Origin of the sequence: Albidovulum marisflavi (genome assembly GCF_025751435.1) — a bacterium.
GTDB lineage: Bacteria > Pseudomonadota > Alphaproteobacteria > Rhodobacterales > Rhodobacteraceae > Albidovulum > Albidovulum marisflavi.
On the sequence record NZ_JAOWKY010000006.1, the window covers coordinates 16,521 to 41,294 of the forward strand.

The 24,774-nt window shown below is 61.5% G+C and carries 21 protein-coding genes; 13 read left to right on the top strand and 8 right to left on the bottom strand.

Annotation, left to right across the window (positions count from 1 at the left end):
* Nucleotides 1-223: 223 nt before the first annotated feature.
* From OEW28_RS17295 to OEW28_RS17305, 3 genes are all read right to left on the bottom strand, one after another.
* Complete coding sequence (locus tag OEW28_RS17295; protein ID WP_263736049.1) at nucleotides 224-565, bottom strand: zinc ribbon domain-containing protein YjdM; 342 nt, start codon at nucleotides 563-565, stop codon at nucleotides 224-226.
* Between the two features lie 159 nt (nucleotides 566-724).
* Nucleotides 725-1,654, bottom strand: coding sequence for an HNH endonuclease (locus tag OEW28_RS17300; RefSeq protein WP_263736050.1), 930 nt, complete (start codon nucleotides 1,652-1,654; stop codon nucleotides 725-727).
* Nucleotides 1,655-1,726: 72 nt separating this feature from the next.
* Nucleotides 1,727-2,545: a hypothetical protein gene (locus OEW28_RS17305; RefSeq protein WP_263736051.1), complete on the bottom strand. Its 819-nt coding sequence runs from the start codon at nucleotides 2,543-2,545 to the stop codon at nucleotides 1,727-1,729.
* Nucleotides 2,546-3,570: 1,025 nt separating this feature from the next.
* Between OEW28_RS17305 and OEW28_RS18915 the strand changes: the two genes are divergently transcribed.
* On the top strand, nucleotides 3,571-3,765 hold the full coding sequence (locus OEW28_RS18915) for an exonuclease domain-containing protein (RefSeq protein WP_412174814.1): 195 nt from the start codon (nucleotides 3,571-3,573) through the stop codon (nucleotides 3,763-3,765).
* 91 nt (nucleotides 3,766-3,856) lie between these two features.
* On the opposite strand, the gene OEW28_RS17315 is transcribed toward OEW28_RS18915, so the two are convergent.
* Nucleotides 3,857-4,294: a hypothetical protein gene (locus tag OEW28_RS17315; RefSeq protein WP_263736052.1), complete on the bottom strand. Its 438-nt coding sequence runs from the start codon at nucleotides 4,292-4,294 to the stop codon at nucleotides 3,857-3,859.
* A gap of 111 nt (nucleotides 4,295-4,405) precedes the next feature.
* Here OEW28_RS17315 and OEW28_RS17320 point away from each other — a divergent pair, with 111 nt between their 5' ends.
* Both OEW28_RS17320 and OEW28_RS17325 read left to right on the top strand, forming a co-directional pair.
* Nucleotides 4,406-4,858, top strand: coding sequence for a hypothetical protein (locus OEW28_RS17320; RefSeq protein WP_263736053.1), 453 nt, complete (start codon nucleotides 4,406-4,408; stop codon nucleotides 4,856-4,858).
* Nucleotides 4,855-5,769: a TerB family tellurite resistance protein gene (locus OEW28_RS17325; protein WP_263736054.1), complete on the top strand. Its 915-nt coding sequence runs from the start codon at nucleotides 4,855-4,857 to the stop codon at nucleotides 5,767-5,769. Before OEW28_RS17320 ends, OEW28_RS17325 begins: the two co-directional genes overlap by 4 nt.
* Nucleotides 5,770-5,822: 53 nt before the next feature.
* On the opposite strand, the gene OEW28_RS17330 is transcribed toward OEW28_RS17325, so the two are convergent.
* Both OEW28_RS17330 and OEW28_RS17335 read right to left on the bottom strand, forming a co-directional pair.
* Complete coding sequence (locus OEW28_RS17330) at nucleotides 5,823-8,168, bottom strand: hypothetical protein (protein ID WP_263736055.1); 2,346 nt, start codon at nucleotides 8,166-8,168, stop codon at nucleotides 5,823-5,825.
* A gap of 181 nt (nucleotides 8,169-8,349) precedes the next feature.
* Nucleotides 8,350-8,820 carry a DUF6998 domain-containing protein gene (locus OEW28_RS17335; protein ID WP_263736056.1) on the bottom strand — a complete coding sequence of 157 codons (471 nt, stop codon included), beginning with the start codon at nucleotides 8,818-8,820 and terminating at the stop codon, nucleotides 8,350-8,352.
* A 289-nt stretch (nucleotides 8,821-9,109) separates the two neighbouring features.
* On the opposite strand from OEW28_RS17335, the gene OEW28_RS17340 reads away from it, so the two are divergent.
* Nucleotides 9,110-10,846, top strand: coding sequence for a DUF7662 domain-containing protein (locus OEW28_RS17340; RefSeq protein WP_263736057.1), 1,737 nt, complete (start codon nucleotides 9,110-9,112; stop codon nucleotides 10,844-10,846).
* Nucleotides 10,847-10,962: 116 nt separating this feature from the next.
* On the opposite strand, the gene OEW28_RS17345 is transcribed toward OEW28_RS17340, so the two are convergent.
* Nucleotides 10,963-12,150, bottom strand: coding sequence for a PDDEXK family nuclease (locus tag OEW28_RS17345; protein WP_263736058.1), 1,188 nt, complete (start codon nucleotides 12,148-12,150; stop codon nucleotides 10,963-10,965).
* Between the two features lie 572 nt (nucleotides 12,151-12,722).
* Here OEW28_RS17345 and OEW28_RS17350 point away from each other — a divergent pair.
* The 3 genes from OEW28_RS17350 (at nucleotide 12,723) to OEW28_RS17360 (ending at nucleotide 15,254) form a co-directional block, all read left to right on the top strand.
* Complete coding sequence (locus tag OEW28_RS17350; RefSeq protein ID WP_263736059.1) at nucleotides 12,723-12,995, top strand: hypothetical protein; 273 nt, start codon at nucleotides 12,723-12,725, stop codon at nucleotides 12,993-12,995.
* 1 nt (nucleotide 12,996) lies between these two features.
* Nucleotides 12,997-13,665, top strand: coding sequence for an SOS response-associated peptidase (locus tag OEW28_RS17355; RefSeq protein WP_263736060.1), 669 nt, complete (start codon nucleotides 12,997-12,999; stop codon nucleotides 13,663-13,665).
* A 566-nt stretch (nucleotides 13,666-14,231) separates the two neighbouring features.
* Entirely contained in the window at nucleotides 14,232-15,254 is a 1,023-nt protein-coding gene (locus OEW28_RS17360; RefSeq protein ID WP_263736061.1) for a hypothetical protein, read from the top strand.
* A gap of 298 nt (nucleotides 15,255-15,552) precedes the next feature.
* Here the strand turns inward: OEW28_RS17360 and OEW28_RS17365 are convergent, their stop codons facing one another.
* On the bottom strand, nucleotides 15,553-16,425 hold the full coding sequence (locus OEW28_RS17365; protein ID WP_263736062.1) for a helix-turn-helix transcriptional regulator: 873 nt from the start codon (nucleotides 16,423-16,425) through the stop codon (nucleotides 15,553-15,555).
* A 133-nt stretch (nucleotides 16,426-16,558) separates the two neighbouring features.
* Between OEW28_RS17365 and OEW28_RS17370 the strand changes: the two genes are divergently transcribed.
* The 6 genes from OEW28_RS17370 (at nucleotide 16,559) to OEW28_RS17395 (ending at nucleotide 24,767) form a co-directional block, all read left to right on the top strand.
* The gene (locus OEW28_RS17370; protein ID WP_263736063.1) at nucleotides 16,559-17,359 is read left to right on the top strand and encodes a hypothetical protein; all 801 of its coding nucleotides are present in this window, start codon (nucleotides 16,559-16,561) and stop codon (nucleotides 17,357-17,359) included.
* 79 nt (nucleotides 17,360-17,438) lie between these two features.
* The gene (locus OEW28_RS17375; RefSeq protein ID WP_263736064.1) at nucleotides 17,439-18,554 is read left to right on the top strand and encodes a metallophosphoesterase family protein; all 1,116 of its coding nucleotides are present in this window, start codon (nucleotides 17,439-17,441) and stop codon (nucleotides 18,552-18,554) included.
* Entirely contained in the window at nucleotides 18,551-21,184 is a 2,634-nt protein-coding gene (locus OEW28_RS17380) for an AAA family ATPase (RefSeq protein ID WP_263736065.1), read from the top strand. The genes OEW28_RS17375 and OEW28_RS17380 overlap by 4 nt, the downstream gene beginning before the upstream one ends.
* A gap of 249 nt (nucleotides 21,185-21,433) precedes the next feature.
* The gene (locus OEW28_RS17385; RefSeq protein WP_263736066.1) at nucleotides 21,434-22,954 is read left to right on the top strand and encodes a type I restriction-modification system subunit M; all 1,521 of its coding nucleotides are present in this window, start codon (nucleotides 21,434-21,436) and stop codon (nucleotides 22,952-22,954) included.
* Nucleotides 22,951-24,342 carry a restriction endonuclease subunit S gene (locus OEW28_RS17390; protein ID WP_263736067.1) on the top strand — a complete coding sequence of 464 codons (1,392 nt, stop codon included), beginning with the start codon at nucleotides 22,951-22,953 and terminating at the stop codon, nucleotides 24,340-24,342. Before OEW28_RS17385 ends, OEW28_RS17390 begins: the two co-directional genes overlap by 4 nt.
* Nucleotides 24,342-24,767 carry a hypothetical protein gene (locus OEW28_RS17395; RefSeq protein WP_263736068.1) on the top strand — a complete coding sequence of 142 codons (426 nt, stop codon included), beginning with the start codon at nucleotides 24,342-24,344 and terminating at the stop codon, nucleotides 24,765-24,767. Before OEW28_RS17390 ends, OEW28_RS17395 begins: the two co-directional genes overlap by 1 nt.
* The last annotated feature ends 7 nt before the right edge of the window (nucleotides 24,768-24,774 follow it).

Here is a 24,774-nt window from a genome sequence, read left to right on the forward strand (position 1 = left end):
TGTCGAGGCCGTAAGTCAGACAATGCGTCATGAAGGCCCCACGGGCTTTCGAAGTGACTGGGCTGAGGTGGCTGCTTTCGGATCGCTGGCACTCATGTGAAGACTTACACTCGATCGCATCCTCGCTGTCCCGTCGATCAGCGTTGCGGCTTTCAAATGGCATCTATTGCGCGTTGCTGACCTCCGAGCATGGCGCGGCGAAGGTTCGCAACCCGCCCGTTTGTCAGTCCGTGACCTTCTTGACGAATTGCGACTTGAGGCTGATCTGCCCGAATCCGGGGAGTTTGCAGTCGATGTCGTGGTCGCCGGCGACAAGGCGGATCCCGCGCACCTTTTTCCCCACCTTGATCACGCTGGACGAGCCCTTGACCTTCAGATCCTTGATCACGGTGACGGTGTCACCGTCTGCGAGTAGACTACCCAGACTGTCGCGCACCTCGGCACCAGCCTCCAGCACGGCATCGGGTGACCATTCGTGCCCGCATTCCGGACAGGCGAGCAGGGAATCCGCCTCGTAGGAGTAGGCAGAGCGACATTCGGGGCACGGCGGCAGGGACTCGGTCATGTGCGCACCCATAGAGGAAAACTCGCGGGACGGACAGGACGAGTGGCAGCGGGACGCAGCTTCTGCCCCACGATCGGCGCCGCCCTTTGCATGCGCACCATTCGGCCACGCAGAAGGGGGCGGTCGCGTCTAGAATCGACTTGGCTTTCCAAGCGCCCTTCAACCGAGGGGCCAAGGGGAGTGGTCATCCTCCACGGTCTGTCCGAAGACATTCTCTCGGTGCCAGCGCAAGTTGTGCGGATGCGGCGCGAGGCGGGGATTCATCGGTTTCAGCAGCTTGCCGCCGGGCCTGATGAGGCGATCGACGACATCGCCGGGAACCTTGTTGCGGGACACGAGAATCGTCTCGTTGTCTTCGGCAATCGAAATGAGGCCACGGTCGAACATCCAGTGCAACGTGCCGGAGAGTGCAAGACCGTTGCGGACGGAGTCGCTTCCGTCTTGTTCGACCGGCCGGATGTGAGCCGCCTGGACCTCGGGGCGGCCTCCACCATTGCGCAGCTGCAACCCCGACATCGCACAGCGATATCCGTAGGCCTCTCTGACCTTTCTGCTGAAGGCGACCTCGCGGTATTTCCTTCGTGTCAGCCGCTCGATCACCGGCCGTTGAAAGATCAACGGTTCATCTGCCAGCTCACGGGAGTGCTGGTCGTAGCGGGTCGCTTCGATCCGTTCGAGATCCTCTGGCAGGCCCAGATTGACGATCCGTGCGAAGTCGCTCTCTGGCAGGCGCCGCACCGCTGACTGCACGGCACCACCCGTCAGCGGTGTGCCGTCGGGGGCTGCCAACGCCGACTCCAGGGTGCTTCCGTTCACCAGTCGTGGCACTTCCCTGTCGAAGGGCAGGTAACTTCCCGGCGCAATCAGGGCCAGATACCTTCCGTCGACCCCGGGCTTCGGAATGACCTGCGAGATTCTGGCCACGGCAAAATAGCCGCGCGGACCGGCCTTTACAGGTTCATAGTAGACGATCCAGTCGCCGACTGCCGCCTCGACGGCCTTGAGGTAGGCGCGCGGAAAATCGTATTCGACATCGAGTTCATCCTCGTAGATCGAATCCGCCTTGTGCAAGAGAACGAGCTTGACCATGCGTCCAGGAAACCAGGATCGCCGGTGATGGCAAGCCGAAATCGGCGGCGGTCGAGTGCAGCCAGGCTCCGTTCAGGAGGTGGCGGGCAGGTTACCCGCTTTCCCCGAAACCTGCTTTACCCGATACCAGGCGGCGCGCTGTCCACCCCTGTCCATGTAGCAAAGATCAAACAGACCGGACTCATGGTCAACCTGTCGCCAACTGCGGCACCGATACTTCGCTGGAAGCAGAGCAGGATAGCGCTCGGCAATCCATCGGCCGGCCGACTCGACAGAGGTCCAGCCTTCGACCGTCAACTCACTGGCCGCTTCCCTTAGAGCCTTCACGATCCCTGAGACTTGCCAGTGCACGGTGCCATCCGGGGCAATTCCATAAACGATGAAGTCTCTGGACACCTGCGAACCAAGAAACTCCCTATGTTGACGCAGACCCTCGTCCAACGATTTGGCCCATGTCTGGAGTTCTTGGTAGTGCAGGACAATGCGATCATAAGCCGCCACCAAGACATCCTGCGCAGCACGGCAGCCATCCGAACTCCAGACATCGTGCTGGTCGATGAAGTGATGAACCAGGCCGTTCCTCAACAACACAAGTTCCCGCAGTCCGTGTTCAATCCGCGCGAGATCTTCTGCTGTCAAAGAGAAGCAAAACCTCGCCTCGATCCACATCTCCCCCTCTGGTGCGTCGTCCTCAGCCCAGGCTTGGGCGGCAATCTCGTCGGCGACAAGATACGATCCGAGCAGTTCGCCGACCAGGGTGCCGAGGGTCTTGCGCGCGGTCGCGGCTACGCGCTCCTTCTGGGCCGTGTCGAGCGTCCGTGATTCGAATGAGAACCGGCTATGAGCCACGATCGCCTTCAACTGGCGTTCGTATGCTTGGAGCTGCAGCATGCATCGACCCAGCAATCGCTGAACGTCTCGCTGAAGCGCTTGAACCGTGTCGTCGGGTGGTGCCGTCATCGTGCTGACTGATCCAGGTCTGTCACCTATCAAACACATGTTTGCGAAGGGCACCATACCGCCAGAGATATGGGCCTGCGCTCGAGCCTGGGCTTGAGGCCCAAGGCTCAGTTTTCCGTGCCACCACCGTCCGTTCCGGCTCTGCGCAGGTCGACTCGCCGGCCTTCGAGGTGGGCTCCGCGCATTTCTCATCTTCCATCGAGATTGACCCATGGACAAGCACAGAAACCAGGTTGACCAAGTGCAGGGGGTGGCTTGCCCGATGTCCGGGCTGCGTATCACGGACAGCCCCGATCCATGCGTCCAGATCAAGGCTCGGGCCTTGCTTTGTGGTCGGCTAGCTTTACATCGGCGCCGTTCCGTCAGCTCTATCGGTCACGCTACCTTTACATTTTGGACGAATACCTTGCACCCGGGGTGAAAACGTCAAGGTTTGTTGGGTTTTCGATGTAAAGCTGTGTCAAGGTGTGGGAGTGAAATCGTCCGGCTCCATGCCCTAAACCGGCCCTTTTCGCGAGCTACCTTTACGCTAAGTTGACAGACCTTTACGTTTTCATGGTAAAAATCGCGCTTTTTCGCCTTTTTTCCTGAAGCTGTTCAGCGCGCCTGTTCTTCATCTGACGCGCCTAGACATGCAGTTGGAGCAAGCCTGGTTGGTCTCTTCCGTAGAGCGCTCTTCGGCCAGGACTATTTCCGAGGACAGCAATTCAGCGAGAGGACGCGAGCTACCGCGTCGCCTCGTTGCGCTCGGCACCTAGACCGCCATCTTGCTTCCTATTGAATCCGCTCCGCTCCGCTCCGCACCGTCTCCGGCTCTTCCTTCGCGCCTACGACCGCGACACGGACCAAACGCCCGAGCATCCTCCCTTGGGCGTTCTTGAGATGATCTTCGCGAGCTGCGGCGAACGAGCGGAGAGCCCCGTTGTCCGTGCTTGCCGCTCTAGGTATGCAGTGCGATGACCTTCGTGTTCTATGACCTGGAGACCACCGGCACCTCGCCTGCCTTCGATCAGCCGCTTCAGTTCGCGGCGATCAGGTCGGACGAAGACTTCAACGAGATCCAGCGGATCAACCCCCGCTGCCGGCTCGCACCCCATATCCTGGCGTCACCGCAAGCGCTGATCGTGACCGCGTCACGCCGGACCAGTTGACCGACCCTTCGCTGCCGGATGCCTTCATCTTCGCCCAGGCGACCGCGGAGCTGATCCACCGCTGGGTAGCGACGCGGCCACTTCGCTGCGCTTAGATGCCCGGCATGAGATACCCTTCGCTGTCCGAAAGGCGAAGGGCAAGATACAGGAAGCCTGCATAGCCGCCCCAAAACAAACACAAGGTTAGAAAACGAAGCACCCGATTGCGGATCGCTACGACCGCAAGGCTAGCGGGAAGATACCAGACGATGAAAAATACGACGATCCACACACCAACAGCTCGCATGGAATAGTCAGGCTCAAACTGGATAAGCAAGACAATTGCCGGAAGCGGCAGCGAGTGATCTGCTCCAATCGGTGTGGCAAGCGCAAGAATTGCTGTCGTGACAATATGTGACCAAGTTGGTTTGAGCACGAAGCGGAGCCTATTTCTATTGCTCCGCCAAAGTAGTGAAAACACAATTACGGCCATGATCGGCGTCAGAAGTGGAACAAGCAACTTAAGAAGGGGTAGTGTCTTGACCTTCATGGGGCCCAGTCTCCATTAGCGCTGTTTTTTGCGCGCCCAGCTTCATCTTTCTTCTACCAACTTCTGTAAACTTGCGTTTCAATCCATTCGTATATCCTTGCTCTGTAGGCGATGAAACACGCAATGCAGCAGAATTCTTCAATCGACGACCCTCTCCTTTTTGACCTCAACGCAGCCCCGAACATACGTAGCTTGAAAGCTTCTATCGCGCGTCTTCACTTGTCTGCGGACGCAAAATCCCTGCTCGAGACGCTCGCGCGCTTCACGGTGACGGTTGCCGGAACCGTAGTAGCCGTCGGACGAAAGATACTGCAAGTCTGTCTCGCGTTGCTCCGAACCTTCCCGAACTTGCTCTTCGGAGTGATCGTCGCGCTCGCGCTTTCAATGATCGTGGCGTCCATCCCGCTGCTCGGGCCCCCGTTGAGTGCAATATTGACACCGCTGCTCGCGATTGTCGGCATCGGAGTCGGTGCCTTGGCAGACATGAAGAGTGGAAAGATTGGTGAGCAGATGGGTCGTTTGGTGGACGTGCTGGAGGCCGCGTTGGGTGGGCAGACTGCATGACGACGACCATTGCCGAATTTGAGGGCATCGAAGGTGTCGTCGCCGACGACCTTCGTTTTCGCCTCAAGCTCGGCATCGGTGAGGACGCCTACACCTCGATCCGCTACGCAAAACGCTTGCAGCAGTTATGGGATGTCGGGGGTGTCGCCGCGGCAGGAGCCAAGTTTGCCAGCACCTCCACAATGGTCGCATCCTTCTTTGGGGGATCGGGGCTGCTTGCAAGTCTCGGACTGACCACGGCGGTGACGCCGATCGGATGGGTGATCGCTGCGGGAGTTGCCTGTGGAGGTGCCTACTACGGCGTGATGCGGCTTGCCGGTGCCTATGGCGGTGCTCGCGTCAGCAAGATTCCAGAGTTCATCAACACGCCGATCGATTATCTCGGCGCGGTGCTCATCGACATGATCGGGACGCTGGCAATCAAGCTCGCCACGCTTGACGGAAACATACACGATGACGAACGGGCTGCGATCCTCGATCATTTCGTGAGCGAGTGGGGTTTCGACCGCAACTATTGTGATCGAGCGCTTTCCGTGATCATCGAGAACAACGCGAGCATAAGCTTGAAGGATGCGGCCAAGGTTCTTGGTGGATTCGTGCGCGATCATCAGGACTGCAACGCGGACGCGATGCGTGTTGATCTCATCAACCTGCTGCGCGAGATCGTGGAAGCTGACGGCAAGATTGATGAAGTCGAAGAGCTGGCGCTCGAGAAGATCGAGGCAATCCTGCACGCAGAGATGAGCCCGTCGATTTCGCGGTCGGCGGGAAAACTGACAGGTTCATTGCTCGATGCTGCGCGATCGGTGGGCAGCTCGATTTCGCAGATGGCCGACCAGTCCGCCGCGGAGATCGATAAGGTTGCGAAGTCCGGGATCGGGGCGCTCAAGAACCTGACGCGCAAGGAGTAGCGCTCCCTCCGCCCAAGCTTCAGTCCACTCGGCCAAGGGGAGACAGGCGATCGTCAGTCCCTCGCCGGTTTGAGTGCCCCCGCGCGATGAACCCAGACCTTCGCCTGTTCCCCCACCGCGTCAAGAAGGCCGGGGCGCTGCATGAGGTGCCGCTCCAGCCGTCTGCGTGCTTTGATGACGACTTTCGATCCCGGAGCGAGCAGTGCTGAGGTGGCGATCAGGGCAGGAACGTTCTCCTCGTTCCTTGGTGGTTCGGCCAGGCTGGCCAGATCCTCGATCGCTGCTACGAGGTCGTCATTCGATCGGCTGTTGAGCCATGGGCCGAAATCGCTGCTATTACCCGACGTTCTGGCACGAATTTGCTCGGATCGTGCACTGAGTTCCCGGATGCGGGTTTCGATGGCCAAGCGCAGTTCGGCATGCAGGTCCGCGGCAAGAAAGATCAGATCCGCATGCCATTCCCGGATCAGGATCTTGTTCGCCACGCCCTGAAGCGGCGCAGCACCGATCAGGGCCGCGCAAGCGACAGCGGGGCCGAAGATCACCGCGCCTGCCGGGCCGGCTGCCACAAGACCCGCAAGCCATCCAACCTTACCTCCGGCGAACGCAAGTGCACCTTTGGCGCCTGCATTCATGGCCATCCAGACCGGGAGATCCGACAGGGGAATTCTGCCGCGCCAGACTTCTATCCCACCCCTGAGCACGCCCAGCTCGAGAGCCAGCTCAACCACGCCCGGCTCTAGTATGGAGGCCGCATGGCCAAGTGCCTCGGAGATGTCATGCTCAAGCCCGGCGATATCGAAGCCGGGAACGGTCGTGACGAGGTCGGCCCAATCCTCGCCACGCTTCCACGCCTGCTGCGCAAGCTCTGCGTTGGCGATGACGGGGATGTCCGGATACTTCTCGAAGTGTTCGGTCAGGTTCGAGATATCTTGGGCGCATTTTACCTGGACAGGAGAGCCGTCGACGATCACGTCCAACCCCGCGGTATTACTGTCTGGTGCCAGCGATACCGCATGTCCGTCGGCGACGAGTCGATCCAAGACGAGGCGCTCCGCGGTATATCCGCGCAATGAGTAGCCGGCGGCTTCGGACGCGAACATCTGGGCGTTCGCCGCGAAGGTGATCGGGTCCCCCAGATCGTCGATGCGACAGAAATCGGCGGCGGCTATGACATTCGGGTTGATCGCTGCGGCGTGCCAATACATCTCCCCGGCCGTGAGTGCGCCAGCAAGAAGGGCGTCATTGAGATCGGTCATCGATGCCTTCGGAAGCCGGCACTGGTGCCAGGGTGCTGGCGGTGTGCCGGCGATCTTTCCAAACGGCTTTCCCAGGTGGCGAGTGATGAAGGCAGCCTGCTTACGAAAACCGCGAAGCTCCGACTTGGAGAGATGCGCCATCCGTGGTTCGGGCGACCGGGTCAGAGATCTCATTGAGTCCAAGAAGACCGTTGTGCCGGCTTCGGCTTCTCCATGTCCGGCCATTGCCAGGAGAACGCAGATCCGGGCCGCGATTGCAGACCTGACGGTTGCGCCAGTCTTGGTCGCACCGAGCCAGGCAAGGGCCGCAATGCCAGCGACAAGCACCACCGGGTTGACAAGCACAGCCAGGAGCGAGACGAGCGTCTGACCTCCGATCAGCGGGATCCAGGCGCTCGCTTGGGCTGCCAGGATGTAGGGGGTGAAACCGGCATTGGCGACGGCCACCGCGAACATTGCCCAACCACCGCCGGCGGCGATGGCCGCTTGCGCGGCGAGATGGGCTTTTCTCATGGCTTCGGCCATCTTGGGATCATGCACCGCAGCTTCTTGCGTGGCCCTCTCCATGAGCTCAGGATCCCCAAACAATGCGAGGATCTCCTCCTGAACGATCACGGGGAATGGCAAGGGTTCGGTCCCTTGCCACTGCTTCGTCAGCTGGATCACTATGCTCGCGGCCTGTGCTCCGAGGTTCTCTGCCCAAGGTGTATCCTCGACTTCTCGAGACAGCTTCCTCTTTTTCTCTTCCAACTTCCGCGCCGCGCGGATTGCTGGTGAAAGCCGTTCTGAGGCGCGCACGGCGAGAGCCGAGGCGCTCATCCGGCCGGAACGGCGCGAGAATGGCGTGGGCCCCTGGGCTGCGAGACTTTCCGTTAAAGTAAACCAAAGTTGGTGACGCAGTTCATCATCGCTCGCGGTCGATCTGGAAATGGCCGCAGCGTGCGCCTTCATCTGCGCGGCGGCATCGTTTTCTATAAGCTTCAACTTGTTGCCGAGGCCCTTCGCCGCCCCCTTCACTACAGCGAGTCCTTCCCCCGCCGCGAGAAGCGCGAGGTAGGTGGCGATCAGGTCGCGATCGGCATGCCCGATCCCGGACAGAATGGCTTCGGGCTGGATTGGGGGAATTTGACGCAAGTCCATGGAAACACACATGTTCGCAATTGATCTTCGCGCACTATCGACGCGGAACACGCCATTTCCAAGGCCATTCTTCGGGCTGAGGTCTGCCGTCTTCTTCCTCGGAAGCGCGTGCCCTTAGATCATTCGAGCGCTCTGCGGTGGGCGCCCAAACGCACAGAGTGATAGCTAGCCACCGAAAACTTCACACGGGCGGTCTTCGCACCTCTGGAATCCGATCGCTCTCCCGGACGCTCTCGGCCAAACGGGATAGCTGCGCCAGGGAGATCGGTCGTTGTCCATTCTTCTGCATCTTGCCCGCAGCCGCCCAGGCAAGGGAACCCGGCCCGTTGAAGACGACGCTGATCGGTCCCCCTTTGGGCCGGTGCAGAACGATCAGGTGTTCCGGCTCATGGCGTATCGCAACGCCGGTTCCTTGCGTGAACTTGATCTCGACCGCTCGGCCATCCGCCGCCTTGGCGTCGTGCCCCAGCGTCGAAGCTGGATTGAGATCGAGGTCGAAGACGTAGGCGGCGACGACTTCGCCGATACTACCTACCAGGTGGCCATCCAGGGTGAACTTGCGGCCTGGGAACAGCGCTTCAAGACTTTCGGACGCAGTGTAGAGGTCTTCGAGACACCGCTCGACCTTCGCCCAGTCGACATCATGGTCCACGTTTCTGCTCTGGGCCTCCCGTTTCTACTGGGCGCGCATCTTCATTGCTGAGGCCACGAACGCCTCGAAAATACGCTGCCCCCCGTCGTAGGCGTCTGCCTCTTGGGGCTCTAGCCAAATCAGGCCGGCCGCCTCGCGCCGCTTGCCGCAGACGAGCGCGCTCTTCGGGTGCCCCACAGGCTCGACGCACCGCACATGACTTCTCGGCCGGCCCGTCGGTGGATGGTCTTTGCAGCGGATAATTGCCATGCTCTTTGTGGAGTTGCGACAGTGTGGGAGCAGTCTATCCATGGCCGCAGTAGACAGGAAGGCCGATCTCGACCGGTTCTACGATCTGCTTCAACGACTGGCTTCAAAGACCGGGGGCCTCGTGCGCCTCGAAGACGCAACGGCGCGTCAGTCCTGGCCGTCCCGCGGCGTCTACTTCTTCTTCGAAGACGGTGAAGCTCGTGAGGACGGATCACAGCGCGTCGTTCGTGTCGGAACGCACGCGCTCACTTCCGGCTCGAAGTCGACGCTCTGGGGGCGCTTGTCGCAACACCGGGGGAGCGTCGGCGATAGGACAGGAAACCACCGCGGATCGGTGTTCCGGGATCTGGTCGGCCAGGCAATCATGGCGCGCGACGGGCTGATCGTGCCGTCCTGGGGGAATGGGAAGTCGGCAGAATATGAGTTTCGGAGCGCTGAGGCAGACTTGGAGCGGCTCGTAAGCGCGCATATCGGCGCGATGAAGATCCTATGCCTTGATGTCGGCGATGATCCATCGCCTGCGTCTCTCCGCGGGACAATCGAGCGCAATGCCATTGCTCTTCTCAGCAACTACTCTGGTTCATCGATCGACCCTGCGTCGCCCGGTTGGCTCGGGCGTCTCAGTGGCCGGGAAAAGGTGCGCCGCTCAGGGTTGTGGAACAGTCGCCATGTCGACGAAGGCTATGACCCGTCCTTTCTGGACGCTCTGGAGCGGTTGATCGAAGACGGTGATACCATGCCCTCCGCCCCAGGCACGCGCGACATCTATGTCATCCAGTGCGCAAAATCCAAGGTGCCGGGCGGCTACCTGCGGGACCCTTCGGGGAAGCCGGTGCTGTTCGTCGCGGATCCCGGATCGGCTCCCAAGCGAAGCGATGTCGTCTACGCTCATCCAGATGACCACCGCCCCGACGGGTTGTCCTGGCGGCAGTATCTGCTTCGCTACAATGACGAGCGGCCCGATAATCCTGATGGGCTTCACCGGGCAATCGACCTTTACCGCAACCCGGCATACGCGGCGATGCGCGACGCGTTCGGCGCCGAAAACCTGCTCGTGCTCTCTGCCGGCTGGGGCCTCGTTCGGGGGAACTTCCTACTCCCCCAATACGAGATCACGCTCAGCCAGGCGGGGCGTGCGACCGGATACAATTCGCGCGCGCTGCATCCTGATTTCGACGACTTGGTCCAGCTGCCTGAGACGGCTTCCGGTCGACTCTGCATGATCGGCGGAAAGGACTATCTGCCCCTCTTCCTGCAGCTTACGCGGGGCTATGCCGGGCCGAGGGCGATCTACTACAACAGCAACACGCCGCCGGCAGTGACGGGCTTTGAACTCATCCGCTACCCGTCCGACACGAGAACGAATTGGCACTACGCGCTTGCCAAGGAGCTCGCCGATGGTCGGGACGTTGCGGGTCTGTCTGCACGGGCCGTTCCGAGGAGAGGGCTGGCCGATCGACAGGTCAGAAAACGAACCACTCCTGGCGCTTCGGCAGGAACCCGGGCCGGCGCGGTCAGTCGGAAGTATGCACCGCTCTACAGGCATCTGATGGAGCAGGAAGAGAGCACCAAGTCCGTGACGCTTACCTTCGCGCAGATCGCTGAGATCCTCGGTCAGGCGCTACCAGCTTCGGCCAGGATCCACGCACCTGTCTGGTGGGCGAATGGCGGGCACCTTCAAGCAGAGGCCTGGCTACGTGCGGGATACCGGAAGGCGGCGCATCACCTGGGGAAAGATGCGAAGACGAGCTGGGTGCGCTTTGAGCGAACCTCTTAAAAACTGTCCCACATCGGCGTAACCTTAAATATGCTAAAATGCCGACGTCGAGTTGCGGATGCATTTCGCGCAGGCGGGGCGGGCCGAAACCTTCAGCGGGGTTGCGAGCTCCTGAACTACTCCGGCTCCGCCGCCGCCGCGCGGATGGCAGGCCGGAACACATTGATGAAGTCGTTGGTTCGTGTCGTCAGCCAGTCGAGAGCGGCACTGCGCGCCGTAGCCTGTGACAGATCCCCGAACTGCTTCTTCTCCAGGATCGTCAGCTTCTCGTCCTTGCCCATGTGGACGAAAGCGGTTCCCCCGAGCCGCTGCGACAGGCCATCGCTCCAGTTTTCAACGACCGCGCGCACTGCGGTCTCGGCAGGCGAGTTCTTGTAATAGGACAAGAACATCCCGACCTCACCCTTCGCGACGATCCGGTAGACCGTGAGCCAGGCGCTGGAGCCTGCCGCAGGCATGGTGAACGTGATGTGCCCCTGGCGCGGCGCGCGTGGGATGGGTTGCTCGGGGTCGTCGAGCTTCAGCCTGGCAAGGAAGTCTTCCCAGAAGCGCTGTCGCTCGTCTCCGAAGGCAACCGTCTCGGGGTCAGGTCCGGAGGCTTCCGTGTTTTCCCCATCATCCATCTTGAGGCCGGCCGGAAGTTCGATGACTCGGCGCACGTCGATGGCGGTCCTTGCCAACACCCTTGGCACCACCAAGCGGCCACCATCCGGCAGCTCGAACATGGGGATTTCCACCAGGCCGAAGGAGAAGTGGAGCAGAGCCTGGCTGCGGAGGTGTTCGAAGATCGCCTCCACGCCGTCGCGGATACCGTCCCCGACGATCAGGAGGAGACAGCGACCGCGTGCGAGGTTGCCGGATAGCGCATCGTGGAAGGCCGCCTCGTCCGCGTCAGGAGCTATAGAGCGGATGCGATCAAAGAGAGACGGCACGCCGCGCTTCGCAGCCTCGCGTGCGATGTCAGCCGAAGTCCAGCGGGACAGTTCCTTCGCGTAGTCGAGCACCTGACCGACGACCTCGCGCCGCGCTTGCGGATTGCGCCAGAGCTTGCACTCGACCAGGACCGGCATCCCGGTAGCCGTCACCATGAAGTTGTCGATCGGTCCCGCGGGTGTGCCGAGTTCCCTGCAGATCGCGATCGGGTTCACGAAGGCTGGATCGATCTCGGCGATGGGCAGCGCCTCGGGATGCGCGTGCACGAACTCCTGAATGTCCGCCTCAAGCGTGACTTCGATGGACCGAAGGGGGACCCCAGCGCTCGCCCTGAGAGTGAACAAGACTGGGTTCGCGTGCTGTCGGGACATCTTGCCTCCTCGGGTATCGTCTGCTCAGCAGTGCCGGAGATGGGAAGGGCGATCAAGAGCTTGCGTGGATGGGCGTGCGCCGACGGTGTGCGCGCGCACCAGGATGAAAACTAAAGCCGCAGTGCCAGACCCAGCGTCGAAAATCGGTGCAGAGAGGAATGGCTCGACGTCCGCAGACAGACCGGCGGGGCGTCCCATGGTCGAGAAGCGGAATAGATCGATGCACAGCAATAGGAGGTAGGAGAACTCCCGCTGGATGTCGAAGTCCTAGAAGAATCCCGAGTCTGTAATGGGGATGCGTTCTGGCGCCGCCGACATCCTGGCGTTCTGGCTTCCTCTCCAGGCGACAGCGCTTGGGATTCGCTTCGGCGACGGAGTCGTCAGGGGGCAGGGCTTGCTGTGGATCTCCCTCGGAGCTCTAACGGCGCAGCCTAACCGAAGAAGGTCTCGCGCTGATTGGGCTGAAGATCGCGTGCTTCGGCTCCCAACGCTTGCGGTTTTTGGGCGTTCTTGTATTGTTCTCATTCATGCCAGCTGCCCACCCATCCGCATCCCCGTTCAGGAACCGCCGCATGGAGGACGCCGCGCGCGACGGCCTGTTGGTCGAGGTCCGTTGCAACGCATGTCAAAGGAAGGTGGCCTACTGGGCGGTTGATCTGCGCATGGTTCTTGGCCCCGATCACCCGGTCCATGTCGCGCCCTTCGCCTGCAGTGCGTGCAGGACGCGTGACTTTCTGGATGTCCGTTGCCGGGTGCCGTCGGTGCGTGAACTCGCCGACGGCTTGACCGTGCGCCGACCCGTCAAGCAGGTTGTGAAGTGGATCTGGCGCAACGAAAGGGCGTGAGATGTGCAACCTCTATTCGTCGACGACGGCGACGGAAGCGATGCGGCAACTCTTCGCCATCCGACCGGACCATGACCATCTGGGCAACCACGAGCCGCTGACGGCGATCTACCCGCGCTACGACGCGCCGGTCGTGCGCCTGGATGCTGAGGGCGAGCGGGAAGCTGTGATGATGCACTGGGGGTTCCTCCTGCCACAGACCGGCAAGCGCGGCCAGCCGATCATGCCGAAGGCGGTCAACAACGCGCGCGACGACAAGATCCGCACATCGCCCTTCTGGCGGGCGAGCTTCGAGCAGCGGCGCTGCCTGGTCCCCGCATCCTCGTTCTGCGAGGCCAAGGGCCGCAATCCCGCAACCTATGTCTGGTTCGGGATGACCTCCGACGACCCGGCTGCGCGGCCACCCTTTGCTTTCGCGGGCCTCTGGGGGCACTGGCGCGGGCGCTACCGCGACGGGCTGGCCGAGATCGACACCCATACGATCATCACCACATCGCCGAACGCACTGGTGCGGCCCGTCCACCCCGACAGGATGCCGGTGATCCTTGATCCCGCGAACTACGAGCAATGGCTGACCGGCACGCCCGACGAAGCCGTGGAACTCCTGGAGCCGTGTCCGGCAGAGAAGATGCAGATCGTGAAGGAGGGCAGCGAACGCGAGGACGGGTAGGCGTATTTGGCAAGGCGCTCTCGCGGCGGGAACCAAGACCCGCCTCGCGACCGCCATCCCCGGCAAGCCAATCGTTCGCCGCGCGCGCGCGGAGCGCTAGGGAGGCGCATGACGAAGGCGCCGACTGGGATAAGGCAAGGCCCCCAGTGTCCACGACAAATGCGTCAGCTCGCGCCCCCGAAACCTCAGTTGCGCGCGGCGGAGCCTATTGACAAAGATTGTAACGGTAACGTATATATCCGTTACTTCCGGGGTATTGCAGTGTGTCCCCACGAAAAGCAGAGGAGAAATCCTATCCCCCCCCCCAAGGCGGCAATGCACAACAGCGACCTGAATAGCACCAAAACGAGAAGCAGCGATCGTTCGCATCCTCCATCCAGAGCCCAACTGCTGCACGCGATGAGGCATCCGACCTCTTTCCTGTGAGGCGATACATGCTCGGTAGCATATCTACAGTCCGCGGCAAACCGCGGCGTTGAACACGTCGGCTCGCGCATCCGAGCGGCCAATCTCGACCACGCAAACCAGCGAAGAGGCCGACTATTGTCGGCCCGAAAGGAGAAACCATGCCCAATTTGACCCCACTGCAGCAGCGACTTGATGATGTGCAAAAGATCCTGACCCGGATCCCAAGGGCATACACAGGAACCGAAGGTCGGCTGATGCTCACGAAGTGGCCGGCGTATCGGTTCACTTCGCCTTGGGCCGCTACCGCGAAATTCGTCATCGCCTACAAGACTGCCTACGCGAAAAGCGTTGCGGTCAATTGCGACCGCGATTACGCCTCAATTTTGGAGGTGGCAAGCCGTCTCAAGCTTGAACAGAACAACGCGCATCTCACCCAGTTGTGGATCGCCCGGCAGCATGCGGACGAGCTTGGCGTGCCATACGAATTCTACTTGGGGTTCGTCTTCGACTTCGCAATGCGCAGACAGCGGAGAGCGCAACCTCAACCAAATCAGCTTCGTCCCACCAAGGCACAGGAGACGGCGTGGTTCGTAAAGTTCAAAGAAGAGTGGAACCTTGATCGACGCAGCAATGAGTATAACCGCATGGCGCCGGCCCCTGAGTATTGCATCGAGAACGATCGCAACCATCCCGCGCAGGCTTTGTTTCGTGAACAGTTGATGGATCATGCGTCCAATCTGGATGATCCAAGTTTCTTCTTGGGAAAGGCACTGAAAGGAACGCGTCAACTTTCGTTAGAGGAGTGCACGGAACGCTTCGGGACAGAGATGGTCGAGCGGGGTGTCAGGTCCTTCGGAGATGCCGTCCGGGACGGTGTCGCGGAGGTCCAGGGCTATCCGAAAATCAGCATCAACCAATTGCTACCCAGCTGCTTCGGAATACCGGGGGCTGCGGCGGAGCCGGGAAGCGCCTGCAGTTGCTGCCCGATACAGAAAGGGTGTGCTCGGGCATTGCAGGTCGTGGAGGATGTAGTTCGAAGCACAACCGGAACGGCCGATCCCTTGGCTGAGCACAAGAAGCGACTGCAGCGGGAGCGCACTCGAAGAAGTAGAGCCAAGAAGTCGCGGCTTGCAGCCACATCAGCCGCAGCTTTTCCAGATCCAAAGGTATGGAGTTGCTGAGCATGCGCTAGAGAACCGGAGAGCGTTTGTCTGCTGTCACGCTCCCCAACGACTCTTATACTTTCTAAATAGGCTTCTAACTACTAGGGGAGCGTTACACACCCCCGGCCGGGAAGTCTGTAACGCTCCCCTAGTATTATTATCTTCACATTTGGAGGAATTGGGGAGCGTGACACTCCGGTTCGTCTTTGCTTCCCGGCAGGTAAGCGCTCCCTCTTGATCCTAAGGTGATACCCTGCCGGTGCCGTTGATGCTGCAGTTCCGGTTCAGCAGGCAGCCAATGGGCTTTTCATTTTCCTCATGGCAAGGCCGGGAAGTCCGGTCGCCGGTATGGAGTCACCAAGTCGCGCAGAGCTGTTGGCGCGAGCACCTCTACCGCATTGCCCCACATGTATAGGTGCCAGGCCATTTCCAGATGTCCGGAAGCCGTGAAACGGACGGTGAGGCTGCCGTCTGCGTCTTCACTCAGTTCCTGTGACGGGTGGAAGAGGAAGTCCCGGGCGATGGGCGCCGCCTCCGGGCTGAAACGCCAGATCACCTCACCGTATTCGTTGTCGGCGTGGAAGCTGCCGAAGGCTCGTGCGGCATGTCTTGCCAGATCGAATGTCGGATCGCGCGCGAAACTTGTGGCCTCCAGACGGGCACGGGTGATGCGGTCCAGTCGGTAGTGTTGCATTCTCCCATCCCCGCCCGCTTCCCGCGCGACAAGGTAGCGGCGCGTGCCAAGCAGAAGACCGTGCGGTTCCAGCCGCCGCTCGCGCTCGGGATCGCGGCCACCAGCGTAAGTGACTTCAAGAACGTGTGGCCCCTTGAGGGCTTCCGCGATCACGCCAAGAAGGTCCGGTATTGTTCGAACCTGCGGCCCGGGCCGAGAGGCGAAGCCATGTGCTTCCAGGACTGCCTCTGCATCGGCCTCTGCACGGCGTGCGTGGGGTCCTGGCATGGCGGCTAGAAGCCGGTCACGAAGGCCGGAAAGGGCGCGCACCTCGGTCACCGCACCCTCGCGTTCCGCCCGGCGGATGGCGAGCTCCAGCGCTGCAAGCTCGCTGTCGCGGATGCCTTGGGCCAGCATCAGCCGAGCGTGGTCGGTCCTGAGCTTCCAGAATTTGCGCCTGTCATCGTCGATTCTCGTGGTGCAGTTCGGGAACATCTCCTCGAGTGCCTTAGTCATCCGCTGCGCCGTTCGCCGGTCGACTGAGAAGTCTTCCTCGATATCTGTCAGGGATACGCCGGCATAGCGCGCCGTGGCCATCTCAGCGAGGCGGAGGAGATCTGCAGCTTTCTGGAACGACACAGACACCTCCATGACAGGAATTGCCACCCTTATCGCACATGTTGGAGGTGTTGGCGATTCCTTGATCAGACGTCCAGCCCAAAGGAGGGCACAGATGCAAATGAACCATGCTGCCTTTGAAAGCTCACCTGCTCTCCGCGTTTCGCTCAAGCGCGGGCTTTCAAGGCAAGCGGTCGAAGCAGCTGCGCGCACTGCGCCGGACCTGCCGCAGCTATTCCGGCAGGCGTCAGAACTACGGCCGAACCGCAAGGCGCTGGAACGCGTGGCCCGCCGGATCAAGGCTCGCTCTGGCGTAGTGCGCGTGGCGCTGTCCGCGGATGGGAAGGCGCTGGTTTTCGTCACCCGTGCTGCACGCGAGATCAGGGCTTGTGTTGAAGGCGAAGAAGTCTTCCGGGAGACAGGCCTGATCTATCTGCGCGCGCGCGTGGGGATCGACGGCGACGATCTCACTTTTCGGCTTAGCGCGGTCGGTTTCTGTGGGCACGCCTTGGAGAGACTGGTCGAACGGTCGACGCTGCGACTTGATCAGCCGCTCATTCCGGCTCTCGACACCGAGGCAATACAGATCTTCCGCAGCTGGGACACGGCAAGGCTGATCGTTGACGCTGGCGACGAGTATTATCGCGCGGCAACCTCGGGGCTCTGGGCTGGAGGTTATGACAGGATGGCGATCGACGACGACTGGAACCTGCGCAGCCGCGACGACATGACCTTGCCGATATTCTCTGCCCGGACCTTTCTTTCAGAAGCCGAGATGCGTCCGACGCTATGGCTGCGCTGGAAGGATGATCCTGGGTGTCGGATGGCGTGATGCAAGGGATTGATCCTGAATGAGTTCGCGGCAAGGTTGAACCTGGGGCAGGGCTGCTCCTGACAAATGGATAGGCACGATGACGTTCCGCATTCTTCACACATCAGATTTGCATCTAGGTCGACCTTTTGGTGGGTATCCTGAAGGAATTCGTAACCGTCTGCGCGAGGCACGGCACGGCGCCATCGCAAGGCTGGCCGGGGCTGCGCGATCCGGTGGGGCGGAGGTTGTGCTCATGGCAGGCGACACGTTCGATGCCGAAACCCCTGCACCCGAGACGCTCCGGCAAGCGCTGCGCGCGATGGGAGATGAAGGAGATCTGACCTGGGTGCTCCTTCCCGGTAACCATGACAGCCTTGCTGCGTCGGAACTCTGGCAACGCATCGCATCTGACGGGCCGACAAATCTGCGCGTGATGACGACGGATTCTCCACAGGAACTCTTCCCTGGTGCGTGGCTTCTGCCTGCGCCCTGCACTCACCGCCGTCCGGGTCGCGATCTTACCGAAGCGATGTCGGCGCCCACTCCTGAAGGTGGGCTAAGGATCGGCTTGGGTCATGGAGCGATCATGGATTTCACCGGTGAGGAAGGGGCGACGGGAATCATTCCACCTGACCGGGCAGTCCGCTCAGGCCTCGACTATCTCGCGCTCGGCGACTGGCACGGCCAGATGCAGGTGACACCTGTCACATGGTATTCCGGCACTCCCGAGCCGGAAGGTTTCAAGCATGACATTCCTGGTTCGGCGCTGCTCGTCACGTTTGAGGGCCGCTTTCCCAAGGTGGCGCCGATCGAGACGGCGCATTTCCGCTGGCTTAGGCCGCGCCTTGATCTCCTGCCGGGCGATGACGCTGCATCCCGTCTTTCAGAAGTATTGCCACAAGCCCGAGCACGCGATCACCTCATCCGCCTCTCTGTCACCGGCCGTTTGCCGTTGGCAGATCGTGCATCGCTGGAGGTCGAGCTTTCCCGATGCGCGCCTGACTTCGGCTGGTTCGCGGCAGACCTGTCAGATCTGGCGGTCGAGGCGATGCCCGAGGATCTCGACCAGATCGATCGCGCTGGTGCACTCAGGCAGGCAGCAGAAGCGCTGATGTCGGAGGCGGCTGACATGGCACTTTCACAGGTCGACCGGGATACCGCAACAGCAGCTTTGTCGCGGCTCTATGTTCTGGCGCAAGAGGTGCAAGCATGAGATTGCGCACGATCGACATCACCAATGTGCGACGCTTCGCGGGAAAACGGGCCAGTCTGAGCGGAATCGGAGACGGCATAACCGTGCTCTCGGAGCCAAATGAATTCGGCAAGTCTACGTTTTTCGATGCGCTCCATGCTCTTTTTTTTGAGAAGCACCGCAGCCACAAAGCTCCCGTCAAGGCGCTGCAGCCTCATGCCGGGGGCGCACCCGAGGTGGCGGTAGAGGTGGAACTCCCAGATGGCCGTTTCCGGATTTCCAAGCGTTGGCTGCAGCGTCCTCAAGCACGGGTGACGGATGCAAATGGTCGCTTGATCGCTCAGGAAGACGAGGCCGAGGCTTGGATTGACAGGTTGATGGGCGGGGACCTGGCAGGTCCGTCTGGTCTTCTCTGGGTCCGGCAGGGGCTTCATGGCATGGAACCTGAAGGTGCCGGCACGGACGACAGGCGCGAACGCGAACGCGGCCTCGCCGCGCGGCGCGACCTGCTTTCTTCCGTTGCGGGCGAGATCGACATGATGACCGGTGGGCGGCGTATGGATGCCGTGCTCGATCGCGTGGCGCAAGACTATGAACGGCTCGCCACGGCTACGGGTCGGCCGAAGGCTGGGGGAGAATGGGCTCGTGCTCTGGAAGAGGCCGAAACTCTTGCGAGCGAAGAGGCCAACTTGCGCCCGCGCGCTGTTCGGCTATCGGCGGACCTTGAGCGCCGGGCCGAGGTGAAACGGAGTCTTGCGCGGCTAACTGATCCGCATGACGCAGCCGCACGCGCGGATGGGCTTCGGGCGGCTGAGGCGGCTCACCTGGCAGCGCAAGCGCATAACGCGCGCGTCGAACAGGCCGAAGCGGCGGCGCGAGTGGCGACCCTCGATGCGAAGGCGGCACAGCGTGAAATTGATCGGCTTCAAGCTCTGGTCGATCGGTTGGAGCAAGCACGCGGCATCTTGGCTGAAGCAGAGGAACAAGCAAAGACGGCCCGCGCCCGTGCGGAAGATATGGCCTCTCGTGACCGCTCGGCAGCGGAGGTTGTGGAGACCGCTGCGGCCGCGACCCGTGAACTACGCCTCCGCCTGGCGCGTGCAATGAAGGCTGATGCCGCTCGTTCAGCGCAAGCACGAGCCGAGGACCTGCGGCGTCGGCTTGATCGCGCGACCAGCTTGCAGGGCGCGATCGACAGTGATCGCGCTCGCCGCCAGCGCATTATCGTGACGGCGAAAGCGCTGGATATCGCGGAGAAGGCGCAGAACGCGCTCGATTTCGCCCGCGCTCGGGCCGAGTCTCAGGCGGTTACCGTGGAGGCGATGCCAGATTCCGGCGCAGAAGCTACGATCGATGGCCGGCTATTGCCAACCGGTCCTCAGCCGATCCTTGTCGCTACCGAGATTGCTCTCTCTGGCTTTGGTCACCTTCGCGTTGATCCAGGGGAATCTCGTGACATTGACCTTGGCGCCGAGGTCGATAAGGCGCTCAAGGCCATCGAGGCGGTCCTTGCTGGATGCGGCGTAGAGACCGTGGCACAAGCTCGCCAGTCGTGGTCTGAGGCACTCAGGCTGGACGCGGCATTGGCCCAAGGCGCCGCACTGCTAGCAGAAGTCGCCCCTGACGGCGTGGACGCCCTCCGAGGAGCCATCGCCAGCGCGCTAGCCGAAGTTACGGAAGCGCCTGCGGAAGTCGAGGATCCCGTCTCCCTGACCGCCGAACTGGCCAAGGCTGAACAGGCAGAGGACGAGGCTCGCGCCAGTGCCAAGGCCGCACATGCCGTTGCGATAGCCGCAGGTGAAGCGCGCGCTGGCGGCGAAGCTGATCGCCGCACGGCGGAGCGCCGTTTGACCGAGGCACAGGAGGAGGCGGGCGAGCCAGAAAAGCTGGCAGAGGAAATTGCCTTCATTCGCAAACGCTTGCCAGAGTTGCATAACACCGGTTCGCTTGCGGCCCAGGCGCTAGAGGCCCTTAAGTCCTCGGCCCCTGACCTCGCCACGTGCGAAGCGGGCTTGGCGCGCGCGAGGAGTGCGGTCGAGCAGGCACGGCAGGCTGAGTCGGCCGGACGCGAGGAACTAGCTCGGCTGAACGCCACCATCTCGGCGCTGGCAGACGAAGGGATTGAGGAGCGCCTCGCGGGCATTGCCGGCGCTCGCGCAGAAGCCGAGGCGCGAGCTGCCCGCTATGAAGCTGAAGTGCGCGCGCTAAACCGGCTGCGCCTGGCCTTGGAAGACGCTCGCGCCAAGGCTCGGGATGCCTATTTTGGCCCTGTGCTGCGGGAGCTTCAGCCCCTGCTTTCGATCCTATACCCAGGGGCTCAGCTTTCGATCGACGACCAGAGTCTATTGCCAGTGACTCTGACCCGCGACGGACAGACGGAGGCGATGGAAATCCTTTCAGGCGGCACGCAAGAACAGGTGGCTATCCTGACGCGCCTTGCGTTCGCGCGCCTGTTCGCGGCCGATGGCCGCGCCGTGCCCGTAATCCTGGATGATGCGCTCGTTCACAGCGACGATGACCGGATTGAGGCGATGTTCACGGCGCTGCACCGCACGGCTCGTGATCAACAGATCCTGGTCCTTACCTGCCGCCAACGTGCTTTCGCTGCATTGGGTGGCACCCGCGCTGAAGTCCTTGTGGAGGCGGCGTGAAAAGGCTGAACCACGCTTTGGCGGCCCGTGCATGCAGACGCGATTTGCTCCGCGGCCGAAAGGCAAAGAGAGATCGGCAAGTTGCTGGAAGCGCTGCAACTTCGTTGAACATGCGCCGCCGCTGCGCCGTGAGATTGTGGCCTCCACATTTGGCATCGCAAAGCTTGCCGCTTGCCGGGATATGAGCCAAGACTTCTCCCATGTTGTTTTCCGGTCCGCCGGAGACCCAGAAATTTGCGAGGACCGACCGTGAGCATTGAAAAGACCCTCTTTGCTGCCGCCGACAAGATGCGCGGCTCCATGGACGCTGGTGAATACAAACATATCGCCTTGGGCCTTCTGTTCCTCCGCTACGTGTCGATCTCCTTCGAACGCCTTCATGACCAGCTGACCAACGACGACTATGCCGACCCCGAGGATCCGGACGAATACCTGGCCGAAAGCGTCTTCTGGGTGCCGGAAAAGGCGCGCTGGTCGAGCCTCGCCAAGCAGTCCAAGGATCCGAAGATCGGCATCATGATCGACGACGCCATGCGCGCGATCGAGGCCGACAACGAAACCCTCAAGGGCGCGCTGCCCAAGGTCTTCGGCAAGGAGAGCATCGACCGGGGCATGCTCACCGGCCTGATCGACCTCTTCACCAACATCAAGCTGCATGGCGACCGCCGGGACTTCGACCTGATCGGCCGCATCTACGAATACTGCATCGGCGAGTTCGCCAGCTCCGAGGGCAAGCGCGGCGGTGAGTTCTACACGCCGAAATCCGTCGTCGACACGCTGATCGAAATGATCGAACCGACCCGGGGCCGGGTCTATGACCCCTGCTGCGGCACCGGCGGCTTCTTCGTCCAGTCCGAGAAGTTCATCGAGGCGCACTCCGGCCAGCGCAATGACATCGCCATCTACGGGCAGGAGCGGAACCACACCACCTTCGGCCTTGCCCGGATGAACCTCGCCATCCGCGGCATCTTCGCCGACATCCGCTGGAACTCCGAAGGCACGCTGGTCAAGGACGCCTTTCCGGACGAACGCTTTGACTACATCCTCGCCAATCCACCCTTCAACATCTCCGACTGGTCGGGCGAACTCTTGCGAGAGGATGTGCGCTGGAAGTTTGGCGCCCCGCCCGTGGGCAACGCCAACTTCGGCTGGATCCAACACATCTACGCCCACCTCTCGGCCACGGGCATCGGCGGCGTGGTGATGGCCAACGGGTCGATGTCGTCGATGTCCGGGGGCGAGGGCGACATCCGCCGCGCGCTGGTCGAAGGGGGCGCGGTGGACGCCATGGTGGCGCTGCCGGGGCAGCTTTTCTACGGCACCCAGATCCCGGCCTGCCTGTGGATCCTGGCCAAGGATAAATCCAACGGCATCGCCAAGGACGCCAAGCTGCGCGACCGGCGGGGCGAGGTGCTGTTCATCGACGCCCGCAAGATGGGCGCGCTGGTGCCGGGCAGCCGCAAACAGAAAGAACTGTCGGAGGACGAGGTCGCCCGGATCGCGCGCGCCTACCACGCCTGGCGGGGGGAGCCGGACGCCGGCGCCTATGAGGACGAGCCGGGCTTCTGCAAGGCGGCGTCGCTGGAGGAGATCGCCAAGCACAACTTCGTCCTGACCCCGGGACGCTATGTGGGCGCAGGGGCCGCAGAGGAGGACGGCGAGCCCTTCGAGGAGAAGTTCGAGCGCCTGATGGGCGAGCTGCGCGCCCAGTTCGCCGAGGGGCGGCGACTGGAGGCCGAAATCGAGGCGCGGTTGGGGGCGCTGGGATGAACGCGAAGCCGCTTCATCTGCCCTTGGCTGCGCAGGGCTGGTCGCACGCCTTGAGATGGGCGCGTCTCGATGAAGTCTGCGAAGGTGTCTTTGACTGCCCGCACACCACGCCGAATCTGGTTGAGGAAGGACCATTTGTTGTCCGATCTCAGGATATTCGGGGGCGAGTATTCGATTTCAGAAGTGCTGGCCGAGTGTCCGAAGAGACTTACGAGGACCGGATTGCGCGGGCTGAGCCTCGGTATGGCGATCTGCTTTACAGTCGCGAGGGAACCTACTTCGGGATTGCTGCCGAGGTGCCGAGCGGCTCTCGTGTTTGCCTTGGGCAACGGATGGTGCTGATCCGGCCAGATCGTAAGGATCTTTATCATCGCTTCCTGCTCTACTGGCTTAACTCGCCTGTCATGGAGGGTCACCTTGGCGGCTTTCGGGATGGTTCGGTCGCCGAGCGCCTCAACATGGCGACGATCAGGGCGTTGCCTGTCCCGATACTCCCCCTCCCCGAACAACGCGAGATCGCGGCGATCCTCGGGGCGCTGGATGACAAGATCGAGTTGAACCGCAAGACGGCGGCGACGATGGAGGCGATGGCGCGGGCGCTCTATCGGTCGTGGTTCGTCGATTTCGACCCCGTCTGGGCCAAGACCGAAGGCCGCCCCCCCGCCCACATGGACCCCGCCACCGCCGCCCTCTTCCCCGACAGCTTCGGAGATGATGGCCTGCCGGTGGGGTGGGAGCATCAATGCATCGGAACGCTTATTGAGGACACTATTGGGGGCGATTGGGGAGCAGATGCTCCAGACGCGAGCAACGACACTCCGGTCTGCATCATTCGGGGGACCGACTTTCCGGGTCTCTTAAGTGGCGGCCGAGGTGGAGTTCCGACGAGATACAGCACAGAAAAGAAGATCACCAAGCGAGCGCTTCGCCCCTTCGACGTTGTGTTGGAAGTTTCTGGCGGTAGCCCGAAACAGCCTACGGGCCGAACTCTGTTGATCACGCAAGCCGAGCTTTCTCGATTTGAGCAAACTCTCGTGCCAGCGAGCTTCTGCCGACGTTTGCGCCCCGTGAACGCAGCGGCAGGGGTGTTGTCATTTCTTCATGCTCAGCAGCTCTATCTTGATGGTGGAACATGGGGTTATCAAAACCAAAGCACCGGAATCTCGAATTTCCAAACGCCAAGATTTCTTGAGGCGGAAATGCTTTGCTTGCCAAGGAATGGTGCAATTGTGGATGCATTCTTCGATCTGACCAAACCCTTGCTTATGCGGGCAAGAACAAACGAAAACCAAACCCTCGCCACCCTCCGCGACACGCTTTTGCCCCGGCTCATGTCGGGCGAACTGCGCGTGGACGAGGCGCGGGAGCAGGTGGAGGCGGTGGCATAATGGGCGATGGCTATATCCCTTCTTGTCCAAGCGAGTTGGAGGATGTGGCTCAGATGGTCCACGGCATACTCAGCCATTGTCAGACTGGCGAAGAGATCATGGCCGTCGGTTCCATCTTGCGGCACCTTGAGGCGTGGAACGATCGGCATCCGCCTCAGTCGGACGCTTACATCGTGGTCTATGGCCGTCACCCGGAGCGAGATGATTTGACCAACACAGTCACCGCAGAGGTCTTCGAGGGTGTGCTGGTCTTGGGCTATGGAGAGCATTTCAGTCCCGGACCAGCGAAGGACAACCTGCATATCAACCAGCAGAAAGTGTCCCTGTGGCCCGGCGAAGAGATCGACCTGCACTTCTTGGATGACTGGGTGACGAAGACCCAAGAGGTCCTTGAGCAGGTCGAAAGAGTAGACGGCTCGTTCTGAAAGGCGC